The organism is Nocardia spongicola, assembly GCF_047200775.1.
Classification (GTDB): Bacteria; Actinomycetota; Actinomycetes; order Mycobacteriales; family Mycobacteriaceae; genus Nocardia.
In genome coordinates this window covers 119394-143894 of sequence record NZ_JBJZOO010000008.1, presented here as the reverse complement: position 1 = coordinate 143894, position 24501 = coordinate 119394, and the positions used below count along the sequence as shown (strand labels likewise).

Below are 24501 nucleotides of genomic sequence, written 5' to 3'. Positions count from 1 at the left end.
GAGTCTATGTTCGCCTCGTGATCCGGGCGCGCCGCGGGCGGAGTGGAGCGGTGTCGTGCCGTACCGGCGGCTCAGCCGCGGTAGAGCTTGGCCGCGTAGTGTTCCGCGTAGTAGCGCTCCAGCTCTTCGGCCGTCTCGGTGACGTTCGCTTGCACCTCTTTGACCAGGCGGGCTTGGCTGGGCAGCGTATCTTGCGGCCAGTTCTCCGGCTCCCACAGATGACTCCGGAGGAACGCTTTGGCGCAGTGGAAGAAGATCTGATCGATATCCACTTCGACGGCGAGGATGGGGCGGTGACCGCGCACCACCATGTCATCGAAGTACGGCGCGTCCCGAACCAGCCGGGCGCGGCCGTTGATCCGCAGCGTCTCGCCGCGGCCGGGAATCATGAACAGCAGGCCGATATGCGGGTTGGACAAGATGTTGAGATACCCGTCGGCACGCCGGTTGCCAGGGCGTTCCGGGATGGCGATGGTGGTGTCGTCGAGTACTCGGACGAAGCCGGCTGGATCACCCTTGGGGGAGGCATCGCAGTTGCCGTTCGCGTCGCTGGTGCACACCACCAGGAACGGCGTGTTCGCGATCCACTCCCGGTCTCTGGTGTGTAGCGCCTTCCGCTCCTTGGCTGCGACTCTCGGCGCGACTTCGCCGAGCAACTGCCGTAGGTCTGTCGGATCGGTGATTTCGTTAGCGACTGTGTTCTCGGCCATACTCCGATTCAAGCATCCGCCGCCTGAGCCCCGCTCGAAATATTTCGGCTGTGGGGTGGCGATCGGCGGTGGCAGGCCGCGGTGTAGCCGATATGGCGGCGAAGGCGCCTGCTAGTACGACGACTCCACCGGCCACGGACACCGGGCTCGGGGTTTCCCCGAGGATGGCCCATGCGGCGGCGATCCCGATGATCGGGACGAGCAAGGAGAATGGTGCGACCAGACCGGCCGGATAGCGGCTGAGCAAAGTGGTCCACAATCCGGTACCGACGACTGTGGCGAGGATGGCGATATAGGCGAGGGCTACCAGAGCGGATCTGCCCTCGGGGGTGAATGCCGTGGTAAGGGCGTGCAGTCCGGTCGTGGGCCCCTCGGCGAGCACCGATAGCGCGAAGAGGGGTAACGGCGGTATGACGGTGATCCACAGCATCAGGTGTAGCGGGTTGATGCCAGGAGTCTCGGTGCTTGCCAGCCGCGCACCGATATTTCCGAATGCCCAGCCGAGCCCGCCTGCCAAGGTCAGCAGTACTGGTAATACGGTGGCGTGTTCCAGCCGATCCCAGCCGATCACCGCCATTCCGGCCATCGCGACGGCGATGCCAGTAACCTGCACCGGCCGTATCTGTTCGCGCAGCAGCAGCGCACCGAGTAGCACGGTGAACGGTGCGGAGGACTGCAGTACCAGCGAGGCGAGTCCGGTCGGCATGCCCGCGCGCATAGCGGCGAACAGGAAGGCGAATTGCAGGATGCCGAAACCTGTGCCGTACAACAAGAGCCAGCGTATCCGCACTGGTGGACGGGGGATGAACAGCAAGGCGGGAATCGCGAGTACCGCGAAACGCAGGGCCGCGAAGAAGAACGGTGGGAAGTGATCGAGCCCTATCCGGATGGCTATGAAGTTCAGTCCCCAGAGCAGGACGATGGTGCAGCCGAGCAGGCGATCGCGGTTGGTCACGCACTTCATCGTGCAGTTAAGAAATCATCAGAACAATAGAATAAATATGCACTAATAAAGTAGCGTTGCTTAATGGTTTTCAGGGTGGATCACGCTGCTCCCGGTCCGACCATGGCGCTGGAGCGGTTGCGGGTGCTGCGCGAACTCGCTGATCGCGGCACTGTCGCCGCTGTCGCCGCAGCGCTGTCGATGACTCCGTCGGCGGTATCGCAGCAACTCAAGGTGCTGGCCAGAGAAGCGGGTGTGGCGCTGCTCGAACCCGACGGCAGGCGGGTCCGGCTCACCGATGCCGGTCACGCGCTGGTGATGCGTGCCGACGAGGTGCTGGCGGCGATGGATCGCGCGGTCGCGGAGATGGCGCACTATCGCGGCTGTCCGCGTGGCCGGGTCAGGGTCGCGGTTTTTCCTTCGGGTGGCGCATTGCTCCTGCCGTATGTGCTGCCAGGTATGGCGGACAGCGGGGTGGATGTGGTGACCTCGGACGAGGACGAGCCGCCGTCCGAGGTGACTCGCCTGCTCGCCGACTATGACGTAGTACTGACACACCGGGACGAACGCGCCGCGCCGATCGCCGATCCGCGCGTTGTGACCCGAGTGCTCATGCGGGAACCCATCGATGTGGTTGTCGCGCGGACACATCGGCTCGCCGATCGTTCGGCTGTCGCGCCGAAGGAACTGGCCGAGGAGACCTGGTTGAGTGTTCGTGGTGGTTTCCCGGTCGACGATGTATTGCGTTCTATTGCCACCGTGACCGGTGTGCAGCCACGTATAGCGCAGCGCCTCAATGATTTTCGTGTCATCGAGACGCTGGTGGCCACTGGTTACGGTGTCGCGCTCATGCCGCGTTACGCGGTAAGCGATCCCGCGCTCGCGGTGCTGCGGCTGTCCGGCGTGCGTGCCGCGAGGAGGTACGAACTGGCCACTCGCCCACGCGCCGATGACCGCCCGGCTATTGCCGCTGTGCTCGCGGCCTTCGAATCGGCCGCCGCAGAGGTGACCTCGGACACTGGAACGGCAAGGGGCTGAACCGTTTCCGCAACGGTTCAGTGGATGTTCCTACCGGACGAGTCCCTTCGCGGGCTGCGCGCCGATTACATTCCCGGTGGCCCGGGCGGACGGTAGGGGTGCTGGGACATCGAGCTGACATAGCCGAAATCGTCGGCCACCATCGCGGCCAGCTCCAACAGCGCTCGCCGGGTCGGTTTGCTCACCAGTTCCAGGTCGATCTCCGCGCCTTCGGCGAGGTGGTCGTCGAACGGCACCACCTGCACCGCGCGCGTGCGATCGAGGAACAGCTTGCGCAGCTGGTCGAGATCGACGGTGGACGCACCGCGCCGAGAAGCGTTCACCACCACGACCGTGCGTTCCACCAGTTTGCTGTAACCATGGTGGTCGAGCCAGTCCAGGGTGGCCGACGCACTGCGCGCGCCATCGATGGCAGGCGACGTGACCAGTACCAGCGAACTGGCCATATCCAGCACACCGGACATCGCGGAGTGCATCAAACCGGTACCGCAGTCGGTCAAGATGATGTTGTAGAACGATTGCAGGATGCTGATCGCTTTGCGGTAGTCCGCCTCGCTGAACGCTTCGGATACCGCTGGATCCTGTTCGCTGGCGAGCACTTCCAGACGGCTCGGTGCCTGCGAGGTATGCGCCCGCACATCCGAGTACCTGGTGATGTGATCGTCTTCCAGCAGGTTACGCACGGTAGAGCGGGTCTGTCGCGGTACTCGGTGCGCGAGGGTACCCAGGTCGGGATTGGCGTCGATCGCGATGACCCGGTCACCGCGCAGTGACGCGAAGGTGGAACCGAGACCAACCGTGGTCGTGGTTTTGCCGACCCCGCCCTTCAGCGAGAGGATCGCGATCCGATAGTCACCGCGGACCGGCTGATTCACTCGCTCGACGAGGTCTCGGTGGACGATATCGGCTGCCGATTCACCGGGGTTGATCATCCCGCCAGAGGCTTTGTGCATGGCGCGGCGCCATCCGCTGCGTGGCGCTCGCCGGGCCCGCTTGAGCAGGTTGAGGTCGTTCACCGAGTGTCCTGGCTGGCCTGGCTGCGGCACATGCTGCGGTTGGAACGGCGGTGCGGGCTGGTGCGGATTCGGTCCACCCTGCCAGTGCGGCCCCGGCTGCGGCCCGGCTTGCGGTGGCGGTTGATAGGCGGGTGGTGGTTGTTGCGGCATCGGCGGAGGTGGTGGCGCCCAGCTGTAGATCGGTCCGCTCGCGGACTGATCGGGTTGCGGCGTAACGTGTTCCGGCGGCATGGAGTCGACGGGCACGCGCCGGACGAAGCCGTCGCTGCCGATTTCCTGGCGGTAGTCGCGGTATCCGCCCTCCGGTCCTTGGTCTTCCGGCGCGGCAGGAGAATAGCTACCGATAGTATTCGGTGCCGGTGGCGCACCGGCCGAGAACGGTTCCGCGGGAAATGATGTCGGTGCCGGATACCCGCCTGCGCCAGGCGATCCGTACGGTTCGGCGAAACCGGATGGACCGTGGCCGTAGGGCTGTGCGGGTCCGGTCTGTGGATAGGCGGTGGTCTGTTCCGTCGGATCGCGCGGATCCGGTTGGTCCCGGTGTGCGTCCGGTTGTGTCTGCCGGTCCGAGCCGTCGGTTCCCTGCACCTCCGCGGCATCGGCGGGCTCGGTAGCCGCTGTCGTCGATGACTCCGCCCCGGTCACGTCGGCCGTGTCCACGGAATGATTCTGTAGCCAGGGCGGCGAGGTCGGATTGTGGTCATTTGTTGTCACGGTTCCCCCATCTGCTCGGGAATTCGAGCAGAGAGCTCGGCGCTTGAAGTGCGAACCAACGCTAGCACGGGGTGCGTCGTATCGTGCCGCGGTAGGCACGGTGGCACCCGCGCAGCGGCAGACCTGCCGTGGCGGCATACTCCCGATATGTGGTCTGTGTCAGTGGGTTCGGCACCCGGGCGCCGCGGTCGAACTGCCGCGACGCCCGAGCGGACGTTTTATGGAGTACGTGTGTTCAGTGCGCTCGGTTCACCGCGGACACCACTGCGCGCAGCGAGGCGGTGGTGATCGAGGTGGCGATGCCGACGCCCCACACCACTTTGTCGCCGATCGCGCATTCCACGTAGGCGGCGGCCTGCGCGTCGTCCCCGGCGGACATCGCGTGCTCGGAGTAATCCAGGACCTCGACGTCGAAGCCGACGCAGGCGATGGCGTCGACGAACGCCGCCAGCGGTCCATTGCCCTGACCCGAGATCTCCTGCTCGACGCCGTCGACCTTCACCACCGCCGCGATCGAATCGACCCCGCCGTCGGTCTCCGACGCGGTGACTTTCTGTCGGATCCGCTCCAGCGGACGGATCGGGCTCAGGTACTCCCCGGAGAAGACATCCCACATCTGCTTGGGTGTCACCTCGCCACCCTCACCGTCGGTGATCTTCTGGATCGCCCTGGAGAACTCGATCTGCAACCGCCGGGGCAGCGCCAGTCCGTGGTCGGTCTTCATGATGTAGGCCACACCCCCCTTACCCGACTGCGAGTTGACCCGGATGACCGCTTCGTAGGTGCGGCCGACATCCTTCGGGTCGATCGGCAGGTAGGGCACTTCCCAGATGATGTCGTCGACGTCGGAGCCGGTGGTGTCGGCCACCGCCTTCATCGCGTCCAACCCCTTGTTGATGGCGTCCTGGTGGCTGCCGGAGAACGCGGTGTAGACCAGATCGCCGCCGTAGGGATGGCGCTCGGGTACCGGAAGCTGGTTGCAGTACTCGACCGTGCGGCGGATCTCATCGATATCGGAGAAGTTGATCTGGGGGTCGATGCCGCGGGAGAACAGGTTCATCCCCAGGGTGACCAGGCAGACATTGCCGGTGCGCTCACCGTTGCCGAACAGGCAGCCCTCGATCCGGTCGGCGCCGGCCTGGAAGCCGAGCTCGGCGGCGGCCACCGCGGTGCCGCGATCGTTGTGCGGGTGCAGTGACAATACGATCGCGTCACGGCGGGCCAGATTACGGCTCATCCACTCGATGGAGTCGGCGTAGACGTTCGGCGTCGCCATCTCCACGGTGGCGGGCAGGTTGATGATCAGCGGCTTGTCCGGTGTCGGTGCGATGATCTCCGATACCGCGTCGCAGACCTCTTTGGCGTATGCCAGCTCGGTGCCGGTATAGGACTCCGGGCTGTACTCATAGCGCCAGCTGGTCTCCGGATAACGCTTCTCGATCTCCAAGCACAGTGCGGCGGCGTCGGTAGCGATCTTCTCGATCGCGGCGCGTTCGGCGCGGAACACCACCCTCCGCTGCAGGATCGAGGTCGAGTTGTAGAAGTGCACGATCACATGCTGCGCGCCCGCGCATGCTTCGAAGGTGCGTTCGATCAGCTCGGGGCGGCACTGGGTCAGTACCTGGATGGTCACGTCATCGGGGATAGCGCCCTCTTCGATGATCTCGCGGACGAAATCGAAATCGGTCTGGCTCGCGGAGGGGAAACCGACCTCGATCTCCTTGTACCCCATCCGCACCAGCAGATCGAACATCCGGCGCTTGCGGGCCGGGCTCATCGGATCGATGAGCGCCTGATTGCCATCGCGCAGATCGACCGCGCACCAACTGGGCGCCCGGTCGATCACCCGGTCCGGCCAGGTGCGATCGGGCAGGGTGATCGGCTCGACCTCCTCGGCGAACGGCCGGTAGCGGAACGCGGGCATCGAGGAGTTCTTCTGCCTGTTCCAGGAGGGTTGATCGGCGGGAGCGGGCTTGCCCGGCGCCACGATGGTTCGGGTACCGGATACGAAAGCGTCTGCGGGAGTCATGGGCGGTTTCTCCAAGGGTTCCGAGGATGTGGTTTTTCCCAATGGTCTGGGGCGACCGGCATAACAGAACCCCGCGGCGGGAGCCGGTCCGATCAGACCCCGTCGCGGCGGCCGAGAAGAAGTGCCCGCTGCATGATGGGGCGAGTTTACCGTGCCGCAATACCACTCGGAAAGGTGGTCCAGTCAGCGAGCGATCGCAGACCGGTTACCGTTCGGTCGGTAAGGGACAGCGCTGGTACGGACCGGTGTCCGCCGGAACGGCGAAGGATTGGTTATGACCTGGCTGGAGCAAATAGCCGTCTTCGGTGCTGGTATCGCGGCGGGCGGCATCAACACCATCGTCGGATCGGGAACCCTGATCACGTTTCCGGTGCTACTCGCGTTCGGCCTGCCTCCGGTCACCGCGAATGTCTCCAATACCGTCGGCCTGGTTCCCGGCGCGATCAGTGGCGTACACGGATACCGACGCGAACTCGCCGGTCAGCGAGCCAGGCTGCTCCGATTGGGTACCGCGTCGCTGCTCGGTGGCATCACGGGGGCGGTGCTGCTGCTCGTACTTCCCCCTGATGCGTTCATCGCGATCGTGCCTGTGCTCATCATCGTGGCATTGGTACTGGTCGTAGTCCAGCCGCGGCTGGCGAGCTGGGTCAGGCGCAGACGAGCGAACGACGGCGCCCAGGTTCCGGAATACGGCGGCCCGGTACTCTTCGTCGCGATCTTCGCGACCGGTGTCTACGGCGGATACTTCGGTGCGGCGCAGGGTGTGCTGCTGATCGGGCTGCTCGGGGTCTTCGTACACGACGATATCCAGCGTCTCAATGGACTGAAGAACGCGCTCGCCCTCCTGGTGAACGGGGTATCGGCACTGATCTTCATTGTGATCGCTGACGTGGATTGGCGTGCGGCGGCGTTGATCGCGCTGGGTTCGATCATCGGGGGTCAGTTGGGGGCGCGGATGGGCAGGCGGCTGCCACCGGTCGTGCTGCGCGCGGTCATCGTCGTGGTCGGCCTCATCGCAGTGATCCGACTTGTGGTGTTCTAGGAGATGGCTGATGACATGGGAGGGCGATGCGGTGTCCAGAGAATCTCAGGGTCGGATGTCAGTCTCGAGAAGGACGACGATTGCCCGCGTACCGCACAGGATGATTTCTGTGCGTAGCTGGAAGATCCTCGCCATTGCCATGCTCGCCGGCCTACTGCCCGTGGTCGGCGGGTGTACCGCGCTGCCGAGCGAACACGAATCCGCGGTCGCGGACCTGGTCGCACAGGCCGATGCCGTAGCGACGCCACAGCTGGATTGGGTCGAGTGCGCCCAACCGCGGCTGAGCGGCTACCAGTGCGCGACAGCGGCAGTGCCGGTGGATTACGCGAATCCCGCGGGTCCGATACTCGAGCTGGCGCTGGTGCGGCAGCAGGCCGCCGATCAGCAACGGCGAATCGGTACCTTGTTCGCCGCGGTCGGTGGTCCTGGTGGTTCCGGACTGAGCTGGGCTGCTGCGGGGGAGCTGTTCGACGGCGAGATCGCGAACCGCTTCGATGTGGTCACCTTCGATCAGCGTGGCGTCGGTGCGAGCGGACAGGTGCGGTGTTTCGCGAACGTCGATCAGCAACGGCAGTTCTGGTCCAGCGTATGGCTGCCGCCGGTGGACCAGGAGCAGGAGAATGCCGCCGAGGCGGCGAGCCGTGAGCTGGCCGCGGGGTGCGCGGCACACAGCGGTGCGTTGCTCGGGCACTTGACCACTGTCGACGCCGCGCGCGATCTGGACCTGCTGCGCCGTGCGGTTGGCGATGCGGAGCTGACCTATACCGGCGGCTCCTATGCGAGTTATCTGGGACAGGTGTACGGTGCGCTGTTCGGTGACCGGGTACGTGCGCTGCACCTCCAGTCGATGATCGATCCGGACGCGTATACCAACGACACTCGCAGCGCGATCGAGAGTACTGCGCAGGCGACCGAGGAGGTGCTCGGCGAATTCCTGCGACTGTGTGCGGAAGCGGGCAGGCCACAGTGCGTCTTCGCGGCCGAGGATGGCCAGAGCGATGCCGAGCCGCAGGAGAATCTCGATAATCTGGACAATTCAGATGATGTCGACCGGTCTGCCGAGTTGCGCGCCCGGAATGACGCTGTGCTGCGGCGTCTGCAGGAGGGACCCCTCGTGATCGGAGAGGGAGAGCGAACCCGGGTGCTCACCTATCCCGAGGTGCTCTCAGCGCACGCACTACTGCTGTACGACCCCGTGGCGGGCTGGCCCGCGCTGGCCGAACTGCTCGTCGAACTGGAGCGCGGACCCTCGGGTGACCCGGACACCGTCGGCGAGATCTTGGCCGCCGCTACTCAACCGTTCGATGATCTCGACTCTTTTATCGCCATCTCCTGCGCGGACAACACTTTTCCTCGTGATCCCGGCCGCTGGCCTGCGCTGGCGGCGGAGCTCGCTGAGGTCAGTCCGACCTATGGCGCGTTCTGGTGGTATCTGCGGCAGCCCTGCGCTGTGTGGCCGGCTCCCGCCGAGGGGTATGCCCAGCGTTACACCGGACCATGGATCTTGCGCTCGAATACTCCGGCTCTGCTGATCAATAATCAGTTCGACCCGGTGACTCCGCTGTCCGCCGCACGGCACGCGCAGCAGGAATTGGTAAACGCCAGACTGGTCGTCGTGGCGGAGGGATACGGGCATAACACACTCAACGATTGCACCAGGTCGTTGCGGGAGCGCTATCTCGTCGACCTGCACCTGCCCGCTCCTGGAGCGACCTGCCGCCCCGACGCACAGCCCTTCGACCGGTAGCTCCCGCTGTAATCGGTAGCCCCCTCCGTCGTGCGCCGGTGGGGGGATCCCGGTAGTCTGCCCACGCTAGAGCTTGATGATGAAGGGTGACCGGGGTTTGCGTAGACGCGCCTTGTTCAAGGCGGCGGGCACGGCCGCGTTACTCGGTGCCATGGGTGTGGCGGCAGGGACCAGCCGTGCGGTTACGGATCCGATGTGGGAAGCCATGTTCCGCGCCTGGGTGCCGGAGATCTTCGCACCGCTTCCCGACCCACCCGAGCATTCGCCTGCGATAGTCATCGGTTCGGGTTTCGGCGCCGCGGTGACCGCCTTGCGCCTTGCCGAGGCCGGGATCGCCACTACCGTGCTGGAGCGTGGTTCGCGCTGGCCGAACGATCCGTGGCGGGAGATCTTCACCGGTGACGATCTGCCCGACGGCCGTGGTTTCTGGCACCGCACCGACTTCACCGGCGTCACCAAGGTACCGATGCGGTTCACCGACTTCGGCGGGGTGCTCGACTGCACCGAGTACCCGGGTATCGACGTCTGGCGCGCGGCGGCGGTCGGCGGCGGTTCGGTGATCTTCACCGGCGCCATGATCGCGCCGGAACGCCGCTTCTTCGATCACATCTTCGGCGGAACCGTCGACTACGCCGAAATGGAACGCGTCTACTACCCGCGGGTGCGCGAGATGCTGCGGCTGAGCCCGATGCCTGCGGATATCTATCGTTCCGTGCCGTTCACCCATGCCAGGGCCTGGGATGAGCAGGTGCGTAAGGCCGGTTACCAGCCGAGGGCGAACGATTCGATCTTCAACTGGGATATCGTGCGTGCCGAACTCGACGGAACCGTGCGGCCTTCGGCCACAGTGGGCAGGAGCAGCCTGGGCAACTCGAACGGTGCCAAGTTCGATCTGAATCAGAACTACTTGAAATACGCTCAGAACACCGGGCTGTGCGCGATCTTCCCCGGTCACCGGGTCGAGGCCATCGCGAAGGAAGCCGGTGACCGCTATGCGGTCACGGTGACGAAACTATCGCCGACCGGTACGGAGCTTTCCACCCGAACGCTCACCTGTGACCGGCTGTTTCTCGGCGCCGGTTCGATCGGCACCTCCGAGTTGCTTGTCCGTGCGCAGGCCACCGGTACGCTGCCGCGGCTGAACGAGCACATCGGTGATGGCTGGGGCACCAATGGTGATGTAGTGCTCGCCAGAGGTGCCAGTGCGCTGGCCGGTTACGGTCAGGGGGCGCCGAGTGCGAGCCGGATCTTCGATGCTTCCGTGGCGCCTTTGACCCTGGAGAACTGGTACATCCCCGGAGTGCCGTTCGAGACCGGTGCTCTCGCTTCGCTCGGGATGGTGCTCGACTCGGCCCGTACCCGGTTCGGCTATGACCGGAGCACGGACCGGGTCGGGCTCAGTTGGCCGGTGCGTAACCAGGATCAGGTTGTGGCCGCGGCAAGGGAGGTCGACCACCGGATCGCCGAACGTGCGGATGCGCTCATCGATTACGGTGCCCTCGGCTATGACGCGAACGCGTTGTTCACCGCGCATCCGCTCGGCGGAGCGGTACTGGGGCGGGCTACCGACAACTACGGGCGGGTGCTCGGCCATCCCGGCTTGTATGTGATGGACGGTGCGGCGATTCCTGGCAGTACCGGAACGGTCAATCCGTCGCTCACTATTGCCGCACTGGCCGAACGGAATATCGAAGCGATCATCCGAGCCGGTCGCTGAGCATATCTTCGTTGGCGAAGTAACACTTCTCGGCGGGTGTTGTCGACTGCACCGAGTGCGCGCTGTGCGTACTACTGTCGGCGGCACCGGTCGGCGTCGAAGGGATTTGCAGTGTCCGCTCCCACCCCCAACTCGGGCATCGACCACGGTCAGTGGAAGTCGACGCGGGCACAGGAATATCCGCGCAAGCCACCGAGGCTTTGGACCGACTTTCTGATGCTCGGACTGGCCATTGTCTCCGTGACACTCGTCGTCGTGATCACCTTCTTTCCGGTCGAAGGGCAGACCAGGCAGACGATGGTGTTCATCGACTGGTCACTGTGCGCGGTGTTCGCGGGGGAGTTCCTATGGCGCTGGCGCCGAGCGGGCTGGCCATGGACCTTTCCGATCATCTACTGGTACGAGGTCCTCGGTATGGTTCCGGTGACCAGCCCGTTCTTCCGTAGTTTCCGGTTGTTGCGGATTGTGGTGATCGCCGTCAGGTTGGCCAGGGTAGCCGACCGCGTATTCGGCGATCGGATAACCGCCGCGCTGGTGAATCGCTCCGTGACGACCATTGTGGACACCATCCGCAGGCCGATGACCATCGCGGTGATGGACGAGGTGGCGCAGGTGCTACGCACCGGTCACTACACCCGCAATATCGCCGCCGCGCTAGAGGTGAACCGGGCCGAACTGGATGAGATGATCCTCGAACTGATCAAGAAGGACCCACAGGCAGGCCGGGTGCGCTACATCCCGTTCCACGACGAAATCATCCGGCTGATCGCCGATACCACCTTTCGTATCGTATTCCAGGTACTGGCCGATCCACGTACCGATGAGCTCGTATCGGATTTGCTGCGTGAGAACATCGATCAGATGCGCGATGCGGTCCGTAGTGGTATACGCATGCCGCTGCCCACGGTCGATCAGACGCCTATCGAAGAAGATCTGGATCTGGGTAAACGCTGATCTTTACAGGACATTTACCTCTGGTTATTCGTTTCCGCTATATGGATTGGTAGCTTTCCGATTCCGGGAATCGCTCGGCGAAATCGATGAAGCAATCCACTACCACTTCATTGGCCTTGCGGACGGTGCGTTTGAGTAGAAAACCGGGAACCGGGATGGGGAGATAGAGCTCGGTGTGATACCAGACATCGGTGCCTTCGATGCCGTCGGAGATCTCGAACCAGCCGCCGCCCCGGACGCCCCTGGTGCTGTCGGTGACGGTCCAGGACGACCGGGAGTCGGTCCATTCGTATTCCAGCACTTGCAGATCCGAGCTGCCGAGGAGTTCCGCTTTGACGAAGACGCGTCGCGGCATTCGCTGCGCGTCGCGTGAAGCGATCCGGACATCGCGATAGGAAGGCGACCATTCCGGGAGTGATTCGATGGCGGTCAGGGCATCCATGACCTGTGCCGGATGGGCATCGACGAAGAATCGGATATCCGTTGTGGTGCGCATGGCATACCTCCGACCCCCGGGTGGACAAGTGGGCCGATTCTCTCCATCACGTGAGGGATTCGTCAACCTCATGGTCGATAGCCGATTCTCGGCTAACCGGATAACGTGACTTTATCAGGTCGAGATCGGCGATCGGCAACTGTTTCAACAATTTCCGGATGGAAGCTTCGGGGGAAGATGCTCTCGCGCCGAGCCGGTTCATCTACGATTGAATCAGAAAATCTGGCGTGGCCGGTCAGGGTGGGAGGCTGTCGTGAAATACGCGGAACTGTTGGCGCAGGCGCGGGACTCGATCACCGTGCGCCGGGTTTACGGGGAGCCGTATCTATCCGAGGGCGCGGTGATCGTTCCCGCCGCCTCGATCCGGGGTGGCGGGGGTGGCGGAGGCGGAACCGGGAATGCGGAGGAGGGCGAGGGCGCCGGGTTCGGGTTCACCGCCCGGCCCGCTGGTGCGTACGTACTGCGGGACGGTCGGCTCACCTGGCACCCGGCTGTCGACGTCGACGCGATCGTCCAGACGGTCGGCAAGGTGCTGATCGTGGGGATTCTTGCTTTCGTATTGAAGCGGTCTTCGCGTGGACGCGCCGCATGTGGTGCGTCCGGATCATTCCGGTGAGGTGTTCAGTCCGATGTCGAGGGCTCGACGATCGCGTCGGGCCCCGGATATACCAGCGACTCGTGACCATCGGGGAACCGCACCATATAGGGCGGCGTCCCATCCGGCCCGCGGACCTCGATGATCTCGGCCAGGTGATCCACTTCTCCCACCACGTGTCCGTGCACGCAGAGTCGATCTCCTACATGTGCCATCATCGCCCCATTATCGAACGCAGTGGCGCGTGTCACAACCATTTCGATGGCTGTGCGGGTCACCGGCGCAGATCGCCGCTACCGATCGGCGCGGGGTACCGACTCGGCTGTTCGAACCGATCGACATACGTATCGGAGGTATTCAGCCCGCGTCGGTGAGAAACGATAGCCGCACCTGCCGGTCTGGGTTGTCCACATTGAGATCGACCAGCGCGATCGACTGCCAGGTGCCGAGCGCGAGCTTCCCGCCGAGCACCGGGATCGTCGTTTGCGGCGCGATCATCGCGGGCATCACATGGGTGCGTCCATGCCCTGGCGAGCCGTGGGCGTGCCGCCACCGGTCGTCAGGGGGTAGCAGATCGCGCAGTGCGGCCAGCAGATCGTCATCGCTGCCCGCGCCGAGTTCCATGATCGCGACGCCCGCGGTGGCGTGCGGTACGAAGATATGGAGAAGCCCGTCTGTGCCCGCCTCGCGGACGAATGCCGCGCATTGCCGTGTGATGTCTCGCACCACTTCGTCGCGGCCCGTTGTCACCTCGAACAGTGTGCTCTTCATGTCGCATATCGTCCTCCGTCGCGCCACGCTTCGGGCCCGGGTTCCGGGATCGGCGTGAGTGTGGGCTATTGCACAAGCGGGTAGGTAGAAGCAAAACCGCTGGCTTCCGGTCGGTAGGCTGGGTTGCTGTTATCAGTTTGTTGTCGACTTTGGAGGACCCTGTCGTGGCTCTCGTAGTTCAGAAGTACGGAGGATCCTCGGTGGCGACTGCCGAGCGGATCCGGCGCGTCGCTGAACGGATCGTGGAGACGAAGAAGCAGGGCCATGATGTGGTGGTCGTCTGCTCTGCCATGGGCGACACCACCGATGAGTTGCTCGATCTCGCTCAGCAGGTGGCGCCGGCGGCTCCGGCCCGCGAGATGGACATGCTGCTCACCTCCGGTGAGCGCATCTCCAACGCACTGGTCGCTATGGCGATTCATTCCCTCGGCGCCGAGGCCCGGTCGTTCACCGGTTCGCAGGCGGGCGTGATCACCACGAGCGTGCACGGTAAGGCCAAGATCATCGACGTGACCCCTGGCCGGGTCCGCGAGGCGCTCGACGAAGGCCTCGTCGTGCTGGTCGCGGGTTTCCAGGGGGTCAGTCAGGACAGCAGGGACGTCACCACGCTCGGGCGCGGTGGCTCGGACACCACCGCGGTCGCGCTGGCCGCCGCGTTGAACGCGGATGTCTGCGAGATCTACACCGATGTCGACGGTGTTTTCACCGCCGACCCGCGGATCGTGTCCGACGCGCAGAAACTGGATCAGGTCTCCTATGAGGAGATGCTCGAGCTGGCGGCCTGCGGCGCCAAAGTGCTGATGCTGCGCTGTGTCGAATACGCCCGCCGCTACAACGTGCCCGTGCATGTGCGTTCGTCCTATACCGACAAGCAGGGCACCTACGTTTCCGGATCGATGGAGGACATCCCCTTGGAGCAAGCAATCCTCACCGGCGTCGCGCACGACCGCAGCGAGGCCAAGGTGACCGTGGTCGGACTGTCGGACGAGCCGGGTTACGCCGCCAAGGTGTTCCGCGCTGTCGCCGACGCCGAGATCAACATCGACATGGTCTTGCAGAACATCTCGAAGGTCGAGACCGGCAAGACCGATATCACTTTCACGTTGCCGAAGACCGACGGCGCGCGCGCGGTCGAGATGCTGACCAAGCGCCAGGCCGAGATCGGTTTCTCCCAGGTGGTCTATGACGATCACATCGGGAAGGTGTCGCTGGTCGGTGCGGGCATGAAGAGCCACCCAGGCGTCACCGCCACCTTCTGTGAGGCGCTGGCCAACGCTGGGGTGAACATCGATCTCATCTCCACTTCGGAGATCCGGATCTCCGTACTGGTCAAGGACACCGAATTGGATGAGGCCGTCGCCGTACTGCATAAGGCGTTCGACCTCGGTGGCGACGAAGTCGCGGTGGTCCACGCGGGAACGGGGCGATAAGCCATGGGTGTACGCGTAGGAGTGGTCGGCGCGACCGGGCAGGTCGGCGCCGTTATGCGGAAACTGCTGGAAGAGCGGAACTTCCCGGCCGATGAGGTGCGGTTCTTCGCGTCCGCGCGCTCGGCGGGCAAGACGCTGCCCTGGCGCGGCGGTGAGATCGTTGTCGAGGACACCGAGACCGCCGATCCGTCCGGGCTGGACATCGCGTTGTTCTCCGCGGGCGCCACTATGTCCAGGGTGCAGGCCCCGCGTTTCGCGGCGGCGGGCGTTACGGTGATCGACAACTCCTCGGCCTGGCGTAAGGACCCAGAGGTGCCGCTGGTGGTCAGCGAGGTCAATCCCGAGCAGACCCGCAACTTGGCCAAGGGCATCATCGCGAATCCGAACTGCACCACCATGGCCGCGATGCCGGTGCTCAAGCCGCTGCACGACATCGCGGGGCTGCGCCGCCTGATCGTGTCCAGCTACCAGGCGGTATCCGGCAGTGGCTTGGCCGGCGTGGAAGAGTTGGTGAGTCAGGCGCGCGCGGTGATCGGTGCGGCCGAGAAGCTTACCCACGACGGTCGCGCCGTGGATTTCCCCGAGCCGAACAAGTACGTCGCGCCGATCGCGTTCAATGTGCTTCCTTTGGCCGGTTCGCTGGTCGACGACGGTTCCGGAGAGACCGACGAGGATCAGAAACTGCGTAACGAGAGCCGCAAGATCCTCGGCCTCCCGGATCTCGCGGTGAGCGGTACCTGCGTACGGGTGCCGGTCTTCACCGGCCACTCGCTGTCGGTGAACGCCGAATTCGCCGAACCGCTCTCGGTCGAGCAGGCCACGGAGATCCTGGCGAAGGCCCCCGGTGTGCAGTTGACCGATGTGCCGACCCCGCTCGGGGCGGCGGGCATCGATGATTCGCTGGTCGGCCGGATCCGGCAGGATCCAGGTGTGCCGGACGGGCGCGGGCTCGCGCTGTTCATCTCCGGCGACAATCTGCGCAAGGGCGCTGCCCTCAATACGATTCAGATTGCCGAGGTCCTGCTCAGCAACCGCTGAGATCGCGCTGGGCACGGTGACGTACCGCCCGATAGGGCGTGGTTCCGCAGATACTCAACCCACTGGTACCATATCAAGTACCAGTGGGTTGGGAGGATTCATGGCTGCGGCGATTACTGCGAGTGAGGCACGGAAAAACCTTTTCCCCCTGGTCCGGCAGGTCAATGAGGATCACGACACGATAGAGATCGTATCCAAGGGGGGCAATGCGGTGCTGATGTCCAAGGAAGATTACGACTCGCTGATGACCACGGTCGAGTTACTGAGCGGTCGTGATGGGGCGCGTCTGCGCCGATCGGTTCAGGAGCTGGAGGCCGGTGGTGGCGTCGAACGCGACCTCATCGAATGAGAGTCGTCTTCTCCGCTTCCGCATGGGAGGAATACTCCGTATGGCTGCAACGTGACCGTCTCCTCCTGAAGAAGGTCAACGTACTGATCGAAGCTATTCTTTGTGATCCGTTCGAAGGCATCGGTAAGCCGGAGCCCTTGAAGCACGATCTCGCCGGATACTGGTCTCGGCGAATCACGCAAGAGCATCGCATCGTCTACAAGGTGGTGGATGATGCGATCTGGATAGCCAAGGTCGGCAAGCACTACGACTGACTGCGCGGCAGCTGAAAAAACTTTCTTCGCCGGTCGGTCCGGCTGCTAGCCTACGCCGATGGCGAATCCCCATCCCCATGTGTATTTCGGCGACCGGATCGTCGCCGCCGACGCGGCCACGATCGGCATCGCCTCGTCGGCGGTGCTGTACGGCCTGAGTGTCTACACCGTCTTTCCCGTGCATGTGGCAGGGGCGGCGCGCACCGCGTTCCGCCTGGAAGATCACTTCCGGCGGCTAGAGGAGTCCTGCAAGATCATCGGGATCGATCGATTCGCCGCCGAATGGGATTTCGCCGGGTTCCACGCGGCGGTCGTGGCGCTGATCGAGCGGAACGCACCGCAGACGGATGTCTTCGTGCGGGCGACGGTGCACGTGGTGGAGTCCATTCCCGGTACAAGGGTGCGCGGCTGCGCGATCCAGGTCAGCATGTTCGTCTACGACGCGGTACCGATCGTTCCGCAAGACGGTATGCGCCTGAAGTCGAGCCCGTGGCGACGCATTCCGGATAACGCGATTCCTTCCCGTGCCAAAGTCAACGGCGCCTATGTGAATTCGGTGCTGGCGAAGCAGGACGCTATCGACAGCGGCTACGACGATTGTGTCTTTCTCGACGGGAACGGGCATGTCTGTGAACTCAGCGCGGCCAATATCTTCCTGGTCCGCAACGGCACCCTGATCACGCCGGATGTCTCCTGTGACATCCTCGACGGGATCAACCGCAGAACCGTGCTCACTATGGCGGCCGAGGACGGGATTCCGGTGGTGGAACGCACCGTTGACCTCACCGAGTTGTATATCGCCGACGAGGTGTTCGTGACCGGGACTTCCTCCGGGGTCGCCCCGGTTGTGGAGGTGGACGGCCGTTTGGTCGCCGAAGGCACGCCAGGACCGATCTCCCAGGCTCTGCGTAAACGCCACCACGCAGCGTTGCGGACCGATGATGTGCACGGCTGGGTTACGAATCTCGCTGCGGTAGGAGCGGTCCAGTCTTCCCGCTCGTGATATTCACGCTGACCTGAAGGCAGGATATTCCGACCACACAAGGTTGCGCCGTACTTCTGTGGGTGGGTCCCCGCCGCTGCGGGCAATGACTTGTGGCGACGACCGCATAGCCCGGAAAGGGGGGCATTCGGTCTTCGCTTGCCGAGTAGCACTGGTGCGGCGCTGGAGAGGGGAAACTTGTCGGCACCGCACCAGTGGTCTCGGTGACCGCTACACGTAGGTGAAGCCGTTGAGCAGGAAACTCGCACCTAATGCGGTGGTGACTCCGACGGATGCCTGCCCGATGGGGTTCGCGGGGGTAACCGCACTGATGCTGTTATCGGAGTTGACCACGAACGCTGCCGGTACGCCACCGAATGTCACCGAGGTGGTCCCGGTGAAGCCGGAGCCGGAGATCAATACGGCGGTACCCCCGGCTGCCGGACCGGTATTCGGTCCGACCACGGTGACAGCGGGGTCCTGGGCGTAGGTGAACAGGACCGGATTGCTGGTGCCGCCCGGTGTGGTCACGGTGACCCCGACGAGCCCGAGCGCACCTGGGGGAGCGGTGGCGGTGATCTGGGTATCGGAGTCGACTGTGAACCCAGCCGCCGGTGTGACGCCGAAGGTGACTGCGGTGGCCCCGGTGAAACCGGTACCGGTGAGTGTTACCACGGTGCCACCTATATTCGAACCCGTGGTCGGGCTGACCGAGAGCAGAGTCGGTACCGAGACATAGGCGTAGATGATGGGGGTGCTGGTACCGCCCGGTGTGCTCACGGTGACTCCGACCGGACCGACCGCGCCTGCGGGTGCGATAGCGGTGATCTGGGTGGCCGAGTCAACGGTGAACGAGACCGCCGGTGTCCCGCCGAAGGTGACCGCGGTGGCTCCGGTGAGGTTCGTGCCGGTGAGTACGACGATGTTGCCGCCGGTGGTCAGGCCCGCAGTTGGTGCGATCGCGGTCAGGGTCGGTATGGCGGGGGCGCCGTAGGTGTAGGGCACGCCGTTGCTGACTCCGCCGGAGTTGATCACGGTGACCAGGACGGTGCCGGATCCGGGTGGGGCAAGTGCGGTGATCTGGGCGGGGTTGTCCTGGACGAAGGTGGTGGCGGTGCCACCGAAGTAGACCGAGGTCGGTCCGACGAACCCGATGCCGGTGATAACGACGAAGTTCCCACCCGAGGGTGGACCGAACGTCGGGAAGATGGCGGTGATGGTAGGCATGACATGCCCCTTGGGTGAGTGTGCTGGTTACCGTTCACCGGGGGGTGCCCGACGTATGTTGTTGGCCCGGCTTATTCCATTAACACGCTGGTAATGGTTTCCGGACAAGGGGTTTCGTGGTCTGGTTTTGTCCATTTTCAGATTACTGCCCGGATCGCTGTCAGTTCCGGCCTGACCATGATCGGGTAATGCGTCGCGGCATGGAGAGCCGGAACAGACTGTGGCGCAGGCTGTTGGATCGGCTATGTGGGAGAGAGCCGGAGTAGTTCAGCGAATGCCGGGGGTGCGTGGATCGGGACCCAGGCAGACCAGGACGGCACAACCTGGTGGGATGCCTTCGAACGGCGGAGCCAGTGGGTAATTCAGGCAGGCGAAAACATTGCAGCCCGGATACGCCGCGGGACCGATCCCGAACACCGACATCAGGATGTCCCAGTCGACGAACACCCGGGCATCCACTCGCGCGGGTGGTTCGATGAACGGCCCCGGATCGGGCATCGGTCGCTCATCGAACGCATCGAACACCTTGCGGAAGAATTCGTGCGACAGTTCCTGGGTGTTCTGCACGATCCCTGATATACCCTGACTGCTGACATTACCGAAGATGCCTGTCCACATGACAGTGAGATCCAGGCTCGGAATGATGAAGATGTTCTGCATGCCGAGGCCGGACATCGAGTAGGTGTCCGCGGGCAGGAACCCGGGAACGTCGGCGCAGCCGGGCCCGATCCAGAACAGGTAGCCATAGCACTGGTTTCTGGGTGATGGGGTGCGCGCCTTATGCAGATAATCGGAGGAGACGATCCGCTGTGCCCCCCACTGTCCGTTATTGCTCACCAGCAGACCGAGTTTGGCGAAATTTTTCGGCGGAATCATCAGATGCGCGTAGCCGTAGGTGTTTTCGGAGCGATCTGTGGCCCAGTAGTAGTCGCTACGGGGGATGCCGAGCGGATCGAACAATTCTCGTTGCGCGAATTGCTGCAGTGGTTCCCCGATGGCCAGTTCGATCACGAAGGACAGTAGGTCGACATTGCGCTGGCTATAGGTGAAGACGGTTCCCGGTGGATGGATCAGCGGCATGCCGAGCGCCTGTACCGCACTGTTCGGGTCGATGGGAATCACGCCGGTTATACCCTCTGTCAGCACCCCGACCTGCATACCCGAGGTTTCGGTCAGCAGATTCTCCACGGTGATCGACCGGTGTGCTCGGCTGCCGAGCCCAGCGGGAAGGTACCGATCTATCGGTGCCTCGAGTTCGAGATTCCCACGGTCCCATGCGATTCCGGCGAGAATGGAGACGATGCTTTTGGTGGAACTCCAGATATTCCACGCGATATTGTCGGTCCGTTCGTTCTTCAACCCTTCGCCGATCAGGCAATTATTCCGGAAAACCTGCACGTTGAACCGATTCCGTTCGGCTGCGAACACCATCGCATCGTGCAGTCGCGCGGAATTCATCCCGACCTGCTCCGGCGTGGCCCGCTGTGGATCGCGGGTCGAGGTGACCGCGCAGTGCACCGGTTCACCGGGCGTGGCATTCGCGCTCACCGAGAACAAATTTCCCAAAAGTAGCGAAACAGTCATAATTCCTATCGAGAACCCACCGAGACGCCCCATGGGCATGAGGCTAGCGCGCTACGGCGGAATTATCTGTGAATAGGCGGGATGAGACCGGACGTGTCTTAATCGGGGCAGTTGAATGCGGAGCGGACAAGCATTGTGCCGGTTCGGCTCGGCCTGCGTGGCTGTCGGCAGGGCGGCAGGGCTGTGTCGGCGTCCTGCAAGCGCCTCTCGGCGAGTGGTCGCTCGAAGCGACGAAGGGGTGCGGCCCGGGGCTGCCAGGACGCCGACAGCGCTCTGCAACGACCCGCCGACCGGACCTATTCCACGACCGTTTTGTGACATATGCCACTACACTGCACTCGGGGGTATTGCGGATAAGGTCTCTTTCTTGATGGACACCAGTTCTTTTCTTGACTAATTCCAGAAAAGAGGCACAATCGAGATATGCACACCAACGGCACCGACCCTCGCCTGTGGTTGCGCGCTGCGGGTCTGCGGGTCACTGCTCCGCGGATCGCGGTATTGAACGCGGTTGCGACACAGCCGCATGCGGATGCCGATCGGGTGGCTGCCACGGTTCGTCAAGTGCTGGGTTCGGTATCCACCCAGGCGGTCTACGACGTCTTGCACGCGTGCGTGCGCGCCGGGATTCTGCGACGGATCGAGCCTGCGGGCTCGGCCGCGCTGTATGAAACCCGGATCGGGGACAACCATCACCATTTGGTGTGCCGCAGTTGCGGCATGGTCGTCGATGTCGACTGTGCCGTGGGCGCAGCTCCTTGCCTGGAACCTTCGGATGATCACGGATTCGTGGTCGATGAGGCCGAGGTCGTTTTCTGGGGTTTGTGCCCGATGTGCCGTTCTACGGAGCGGCCGACATCTTGACCCCCGGGGCAACCCATCCCGGGATGTTGTTCATCAGCTGAGGAGGCTTATATGACCAAGCCGACAACCACGAACACCGGAACCCCGGTGGAGAGCGACAACGAATCGCTTACCGCGGGTACGCAAGGCCCGATTCTGCTGCACGACCATTACCTCATCGAGAAGCTGGCCCAGTTCAACCGGGAACGCGTGCCCGAGCGCATCGTGCACGCCAAGGGCGCAGGCGCATACGGTGAGCTGGTCGTGACCAATGATGTCAGCAAGTACACCAAGGCCAAGCTGTTCCAGCCCGGTGCTCGGACGGAGTCGCTGGTCCGGTTCTCTACTGTCGCTGGTGAACAGGGCAGCCCGGATACCTGGCGTGACCCGCGCGGTTTCGCGGTGAAGTTCTACACCGAGGACGGCAATTACGATCTGGTCGGCAACAACACGCCGATCTTCTTCATCAAGGACCCGATCAAGTTCCCCGACTTCATCCGGTCGCAGAAGCGGCTGCCCGGTAATGGTCTGCGTGATCACAATATGCAGTGGGATTTCTGGACCCTGCGTCCGGAAACCGCGCATCAGGTGACCTGGCTGATGGGCGACCGCGGCATTCCGAAGACCTACCGGCATATGAACGGCTACGGTTCGCACACCTACCAGTGGATCAACGCCGCGGGCGAACGCTTCTGGGTGAAGTATCACTTCAAGACCGACCAGGGCAACGAGTTCCTGACCCAGGCCGAGGCCGATCGCTTGGCCGGTTCCGATCCCGACTACCACCGTCAGGATCTGTGGGAGGCGATCGAACGCGGCGAGTACCCGAGCTGGACCTTGTATGTGCAGGTCATGCCGGTCGCAGAGGCTGAGGGTTACCGATTCAACCCGTTCGATCTGACCAAGGTGTGGTCGCATAAGGACTACCCGCTGATCGAGGTCGGTAAGTGGACGTTGAACCGCAACCCGGGCAACTACTTCGTCGATATCGAGCAGGCCGCGTTCGAACCGTCGAATGTCGTCCCCGGTATCGGTTTCTCACCGGACAAGATGTTGCTCGGCCGGGTCTTTTCCTATGCGGACGCGCACCGTTACCGTATCGGCACCAACTACGCGCAGCTGCCGCCGAACCAGGCCAGGGCCGCGGAGGTGAACTCCTACTCCAAGGAGGGCGCCATGCGATACCACTACAACGACGCGAGTGTGCCGGTGTACGCGCCGAATTCGTTCGGCGGTCCGCATGCCGATCCCGAGCGGGCACCCGACGGCGGTAGCTGGGAATTCGACCCGACCATGGTGCGGGCCGATTACATCCAGCACGCCGAGGACGGTGACTTCACCCAGGCGGGCACCATGGTGCGCGAGGTACTCGACGACGCGCAGCGCGAGCGGCTGGTGAACAATATCGTCGGCCATGTGCTCGGCGGAGTGCGGGAGCCGGTGCTCAGCCGGGTCTTCGAGTACTGGAAGAATGTGGACACCGATCTCGGTAAGCGGGTCGAGGAAGGCGTACGCGCCGGGCTCAACGGCAGCTAGATCCCATCGCGGGGCCGACAGCGGATGGTAGAGAGGTAGGTGCGCGCCGCAGGGGTGTGCACCTGCCTTCGCCATAGTGGAAACACACCTCGTCGCCGGTGGAACGCGCGGATACCAGGGGATTTCCAGCTGTTGGGCAGGTACCGAGTGGTTCTGGCCGCTGTACCGCCCCTGTCGATCTCCGCGCGTGGGCGATGCGGAAACCGTTACGGCTCGAGTCATCGAGCCGTAACGGCCGCCGACATGCTCGGTATGCTCGGTGCACGCACGCGATCAGTCGATGCCTGGTTTGAAGGGAAATACCTTGTGCGGCGAGCACATCCGTGCGGACTTTCCCACAGGCCGGATCACCGGCAACGAGAACCGCTCCGGAGCGCAGGGAAGTCGATCACGGCAACCACTCGATGGCTGCGGTGTCTTCGTGGGAGAAAATCACGGTGCACTGTGGTGGAACCAGCCAGGGGCGGCCTGAATTTTATTCAGTTACAGCAGCGCACACCCTTGAACCTTAAAAGGGAAGGGGTGCCAGTCGACCTTGAAGCATAGACATCAACCAGGACAGTACATCCATTTTCACTCCTAATTTCTGATGCGAATTCCCCGCTGGCCTCCGATTTGTGACAGATACGGAGAAAATTTTCGGGCGCGCATGTGTAGAACTCGACCACCTGTATTGCCGATGTCACGCGGATGTAGATCCGTGTCGTGCCGCATCCTTCGAGGAAGTCATCCCGCGGAATCGCCGATCAGTGTGGCGTCTTCGTGCAAGAAAATCACGATGAATTGTTGTGGACCAAGCCGAGGTAGCAGCCAGATTTTCCTGGCTACAGCAGACCTCACTCCTAAAAGGGTACCAACCACCCTTGGAACCCTTGGAACAAAGACAGTAGCCGGATTCTCAGTTCATCCATTATCACTCCCATTTTCGACGTGTTTATCCGCATTGTACTCCGTTTTATGGAATGAGGGTGAAAATTTTTGAGCACTCTCGTGGGGCCCAGTTACCTGTGGTGCCGAAGCGTCGAGTCCTGGTAGAGGATGTTTTTGTTGGACCACCTTCTACCGGTACTTTGTGTTTTCTTGTTGCACCCCGGCGACTTTCGGTGAGTCGGTAGCTTGCTGTTCTGGCTCGGGAGCTATCAGGAGGGGTTCGGTTCGGTAAAACTACATGGGTCGGAGAGGGTGTGTACCTGCTTTCGCCATAGTGGAAACATGCCTCGTTGCCGGTGGCACGCGCGGATACCAGAGGGGTTTCCAGCTGTTGGGCAGGTGTACCGAGTGGTTCTGGCCGCTGCACGGTCTCTGTCGGTCCTCGCCGGGTGCGGTACGGAAGCCGATACGGCCCAAGCCATCGAGCTGTGACGATCGCCAATGTGCTCGGTGCACGTACGCGATCAGTCGAATGTATGGCCGAAGGAGAATGCCTCGTGCAGCAAGCGCATTCGTAGCTGTCTGCCCACAGGTCGGATCGCCGGCAACGGAAACC

Annotated in this window: 22 protein-coding genes; 13 read left to right on the top strand and 9 right to left on the bottom strand. The window is 63.3% G+C overall.

Annotated elements, in window-relative coordinates; translation table 11 throughout:
- Nucleotides 1–71 precede the first annotated feature (71 nt).
- Nucleotides 72–710, bottom strand: a complete 639-nt coding sequence (locus ACL02S_RS16820) for a pyridoxamine 5'-phosphate oxidase family protein (protein WP_412803368.1) — start codon at nucleotides 708–710, stop codon at nucleotides 72–74.
- Nucleotides 688–1665, bottom strand: coding sequence for an EamA family transporter (locus ACL02S_RS16815; RefSeq protein WP_412803367.1), 978 nt, complete (start codon nucleotides 1663–1665; stop codon nucleotides 688–690). Before ACL02S_RS16815 ends, ACL02S_RS16820 begins: the two co-directional genes overlap by 23 nt.
- A 111-nt stretch (nucleotides 1666–1776) precedes the next feature.
- On the opposite strand from ACL02S_RS16815, the gene ACL02S_RS16810 reads away from it, so the two are divergent.
- On the top strand, nucleotides 1777–2691 hold the full coding sequence (locus tag ACL02S_RS16810) for a LysR family transcriptional regulator (protein ID WP_412803403.1): 915 nt from the start codon (nucleotides 1777–1779) through the stop codon (nucleotides 2689–2691).
- A gap of 65 nt (nucleotides 2692–2756) precedes the next feature.
- On the opposite strand, the gene ACL02S_RS16805 is transcribed toward ACL02S_RS16810, so the two are convergent.
- Together ACL02S_RS16805 and leuA are read right to left on the bottom strand one after the other, a co-directional pair.
- Complete coding sequence (locus ACL02S_RS16805; RefSeq protein WP_412803366.1) at nucleotides 2757–4367, bottom strand: MinD/ParA family ATP-binding protein; 1611 nt, start codon at nucleotides 4365–4367, stop codon at nucleotides 2757–2759.
- 289 nt (nucleotides 4368–4656) lie between these two features.
- Nucleotides 4657–6450 (bottom strand): 2-isopropylmalate synthase, encoded by a 1794-nt coding sequence (gene leuA / locus ACL02S_RS16800; protein ID WP_412803365.1) that lies wholly within the window; start codon nucleotides 6448–6450, stop codon nucleotides 4657–4659.
- 274 nt (nucleotides 6451–6724) lie between these two features.
- Here leuA and ACL02S_RS16795 point away from each other — a divergent pair, with 274 nt between their 5' ends.
- From ACL02S_RS16795 to ACL02S_RS16780, 4 genes are all read left to right on the top strand, one after another.
- A complete protein-coding gene (locus tag ACL02S_RS16795) occupies nucleotides 6725–7492 on the top strand; it encodes a sulfite exporter TauE/SafE family protein (RefSeq protein WP_412803364.1) in 768 nt (255 codons plus the stop codon).
- Nucleotides 7493–7592: 100 nt separating this feature from the next.
- Nucleotides 7593–9239: an alpha/beta hydrolase gene (locus tag ACL02S_RS16790; RefSeq protein ID WP_412803363.1), complete on the top strand. Its 1647-nt coding sequence runs from the start codon at nucleotides 7593–7595 to the stop codon at nucleotides 9237–9239.
- Between the two features lie 76 nt (nucleotides 9240–9315).
- Nucleotides 9316–10956: a GMC oxidoreductase gene (locus ACL02S_RS16785; protein ID WP_412803362.1), complete on the top strand. Its 1641-nt coding sequence runs from the start codon at nucleotides 9316–9318 to the stop codon at nucleotides 10954–10956.
- 111 nt (nucleotides 10957–11067) lie between these two features.
- Entirely contained in the window at nucleotides 11068–11910 is an 843-nt protein-coding gene (locus ACL02S_RS16780; protein ID WP_412803361.1) for an ion transporter, read from the top strand.
- Between the two features lie 37 nt (nucleotides 11911–11947).
- Here ACL02S_RS16780 and ACL02S_RS16775 read toward each other — a convergent pair whose 3' ends face one another.
- On the bottom strand, nucleotides 11948–12406 hold the full coding sequence (locus ACL02S_RS16775; protein WP_412803360.1) for an SRPBCC family protein: 459 nt from the start codon (nucleotides 12404–12406) through the stop codon (nucleotides 11948–11950).
- 253 nt (nucleotides 12407–12659) lie between these two features.
- Here ACL02S_RS16775 and ACL02S_RS16770 point away from each other — a divergent pair, with 253 nt between their 5' ends.
- Nucleotides 12660–13022 (top strand): sporulation protein, encoded by a 363-nt coding sequence (locus tag ACL02S_RS16770; protein WP_412803359.1) that lies wholly within the window; start codon nucleotides 12660–12662, stop codon nucleotides 13020–13022.
- A gap of 5 nt (nucleotides 13023–13027) precedes the next feature.
- Here the strand turns inward: ACL02S_RS16770 and ACL02S_RS16765 are convergent, their stop codons facing one another.
- Together ACL02S_RS16765 and ACL02S_RS16760 are read right to left on the bottom strand one after the other, a co-directional pair.
- On the bottom strand, nucleotides 13028–13219 hold the full coding sequence (locus tag ACL02S_RS16765; protein ID WP_412803358.1) for a DUF1918 domain-containing protein: 192 nt from the start codon (nucleotides 13217–13219) through the stop codon (nucleotides 13028–13030).
- Between the two features lie 139 nt (nucleotides 13220–13358).
- Nucleotides 13359–13772 carry a secondary thiamine-phosphate synthase enzyme YjbQ gene (locus ACL02S_RS16760; RefSeq protein WP_412803357.1) on the bottom strand — a complete coding sequence of 138 codons (414 nt, stop codon included), beginning with the start codon at nucleotides 13770–13772 and terminating at the stop codon, nucleotides 13359–13361.
- A gap of 164 nt (nucleotides 13773–13936) precedes the next feature.
- On the opposite strand from ACL02S_RS16760, the gene ACL02S_RS16755 reads away from it, so the two are divergent.
- The 5 genes from ACL02S_RS16755 to ACL02S_RS16735 all read left to right on the top strand — a co-directional run bounded on the left by ACL02S_RS16755 (nucleotide 13937) and on the right by ACL02S_RS16735 (nucleotide 17846).
- The gene (locus tag ACL02S_RS16755; protein WP_412803356.1) at nucleotides 13937–15202 is read left to right on the top strand and encodes an aspartate kinase; all 1266 of its coding nucleotides are present in this window, start codon (nucleotides 13937–13939) and stop codon (nucleotides 15200–15202) included.
- A gap of 3 nt (nucleotides 15203–15205) precedes the next feature.
- Nucleotides 15206–16240 (top strand): aspartate-semialdehyde dehydrogenase, encoded by a 1035-nt coding sequence (locus ACL02S_RS16750; protein WP_412803355.1) that lies wholly within the window; start codon nucleotides 15206–15208, stop codon nucleotides 16238–16240.
- A 100-nt stretch (nucleotides 16241–16340) separates the two neighbouring features.
- Complete coding sequence (locus ACL02S_RS16745; RefSeq protein ID WP_412803354.1) at nucleotides 16341–16589, top strand: type II toxin-antitoxin system Phd/YefM family antitoxin; 249 nt, start codon at nucleotides 16341–16343, stop codon at nucleotides 16587–16589.
- Nucleotides 16586–16843, top strand: coding sequence for a Txe/YoeB family addiction module toxin (locus ACL02S_RS16740; RefSeq protein ID WP_412803353.1), 258 nt, complete (start codon nucleotides 16586–16588; stop codon nucleotides 16841–16843). Before ACL02S_RS16745 ends, ACL02S_RS16740 begins: the two co-directional genes overlap by 4 nt.
- A 58-nt stretch (nucleotides 16844–16901) precedes the next feature.
- A complete protein-coding gene (locus ACL02S_RS16735; RefSeq protein ID WP_412803352.1) occupies nucleotides 16902–17846 on the top strand; it encodes an aminotransferase class IV in 945 nt (314 codons plus the stop codon).
- 210 nt (nucleotides 17847–18056) lie between these two features.
- On the opposite strand, the gene ACL02S_RS16730 is transcribed toward ACL02S_RS16735, so the two are convergent.
- Nucleotides 18057–19052, bottom strand: a complete 996-nt coding sequence (locus ACL02S_RS16730; RefSeq protein WP_412803351.1) for an IPT/TIG domain-containing protein — start codon at nucleotides 19050–19052, stop codon at nucleotides 18057–18059.
- Between the two features lie 267 nt (nucleotides 19053–19319).
- Complete coding sequence (locus tag ACL02S_RS16725) at nucleotides 19320–20636, bottom strand: serine hydrolase domain-containing protein (RefSeq protein WP_412803350.1); 1317 nt, start codon at nucleotides 20634–20636, stop codon at nucleotides 19320–19322.
- A gap of 423 nt (nucleotides 20637–21059) precedes the next feature.
- On the opposite strand from ACL02S_RS16725, the gene ACL02S_RS16720 reads away from it, so the two are divergent.
- Nucleotides 21060–21500, top strand: a complete 441-nt coding sequence (locus ACL02S_RS16720; protein ID WP_412803349.1) for a Fur family transcriptional regulator — start codon at nucleotides 21060–21062, stop codon at nucleotides 21498–21500.
- A 51-nt stretch (nucleotides 21501–21551) separates the two neighbouring features.
- The gene (locus ACL02S_RS16715; protein WP_412803348.1) at nucleotides 21552–23015 is read left to right on the top strand and encodes a catalase; all 1464 of its coding nucleotides are present in this window, start codon (nucleotides 21552–21554) and stop codon (nucleotides 23013–23015) included.
- Nucleotides 23016–24501 lie beyond the last annotated feature (1486 nt).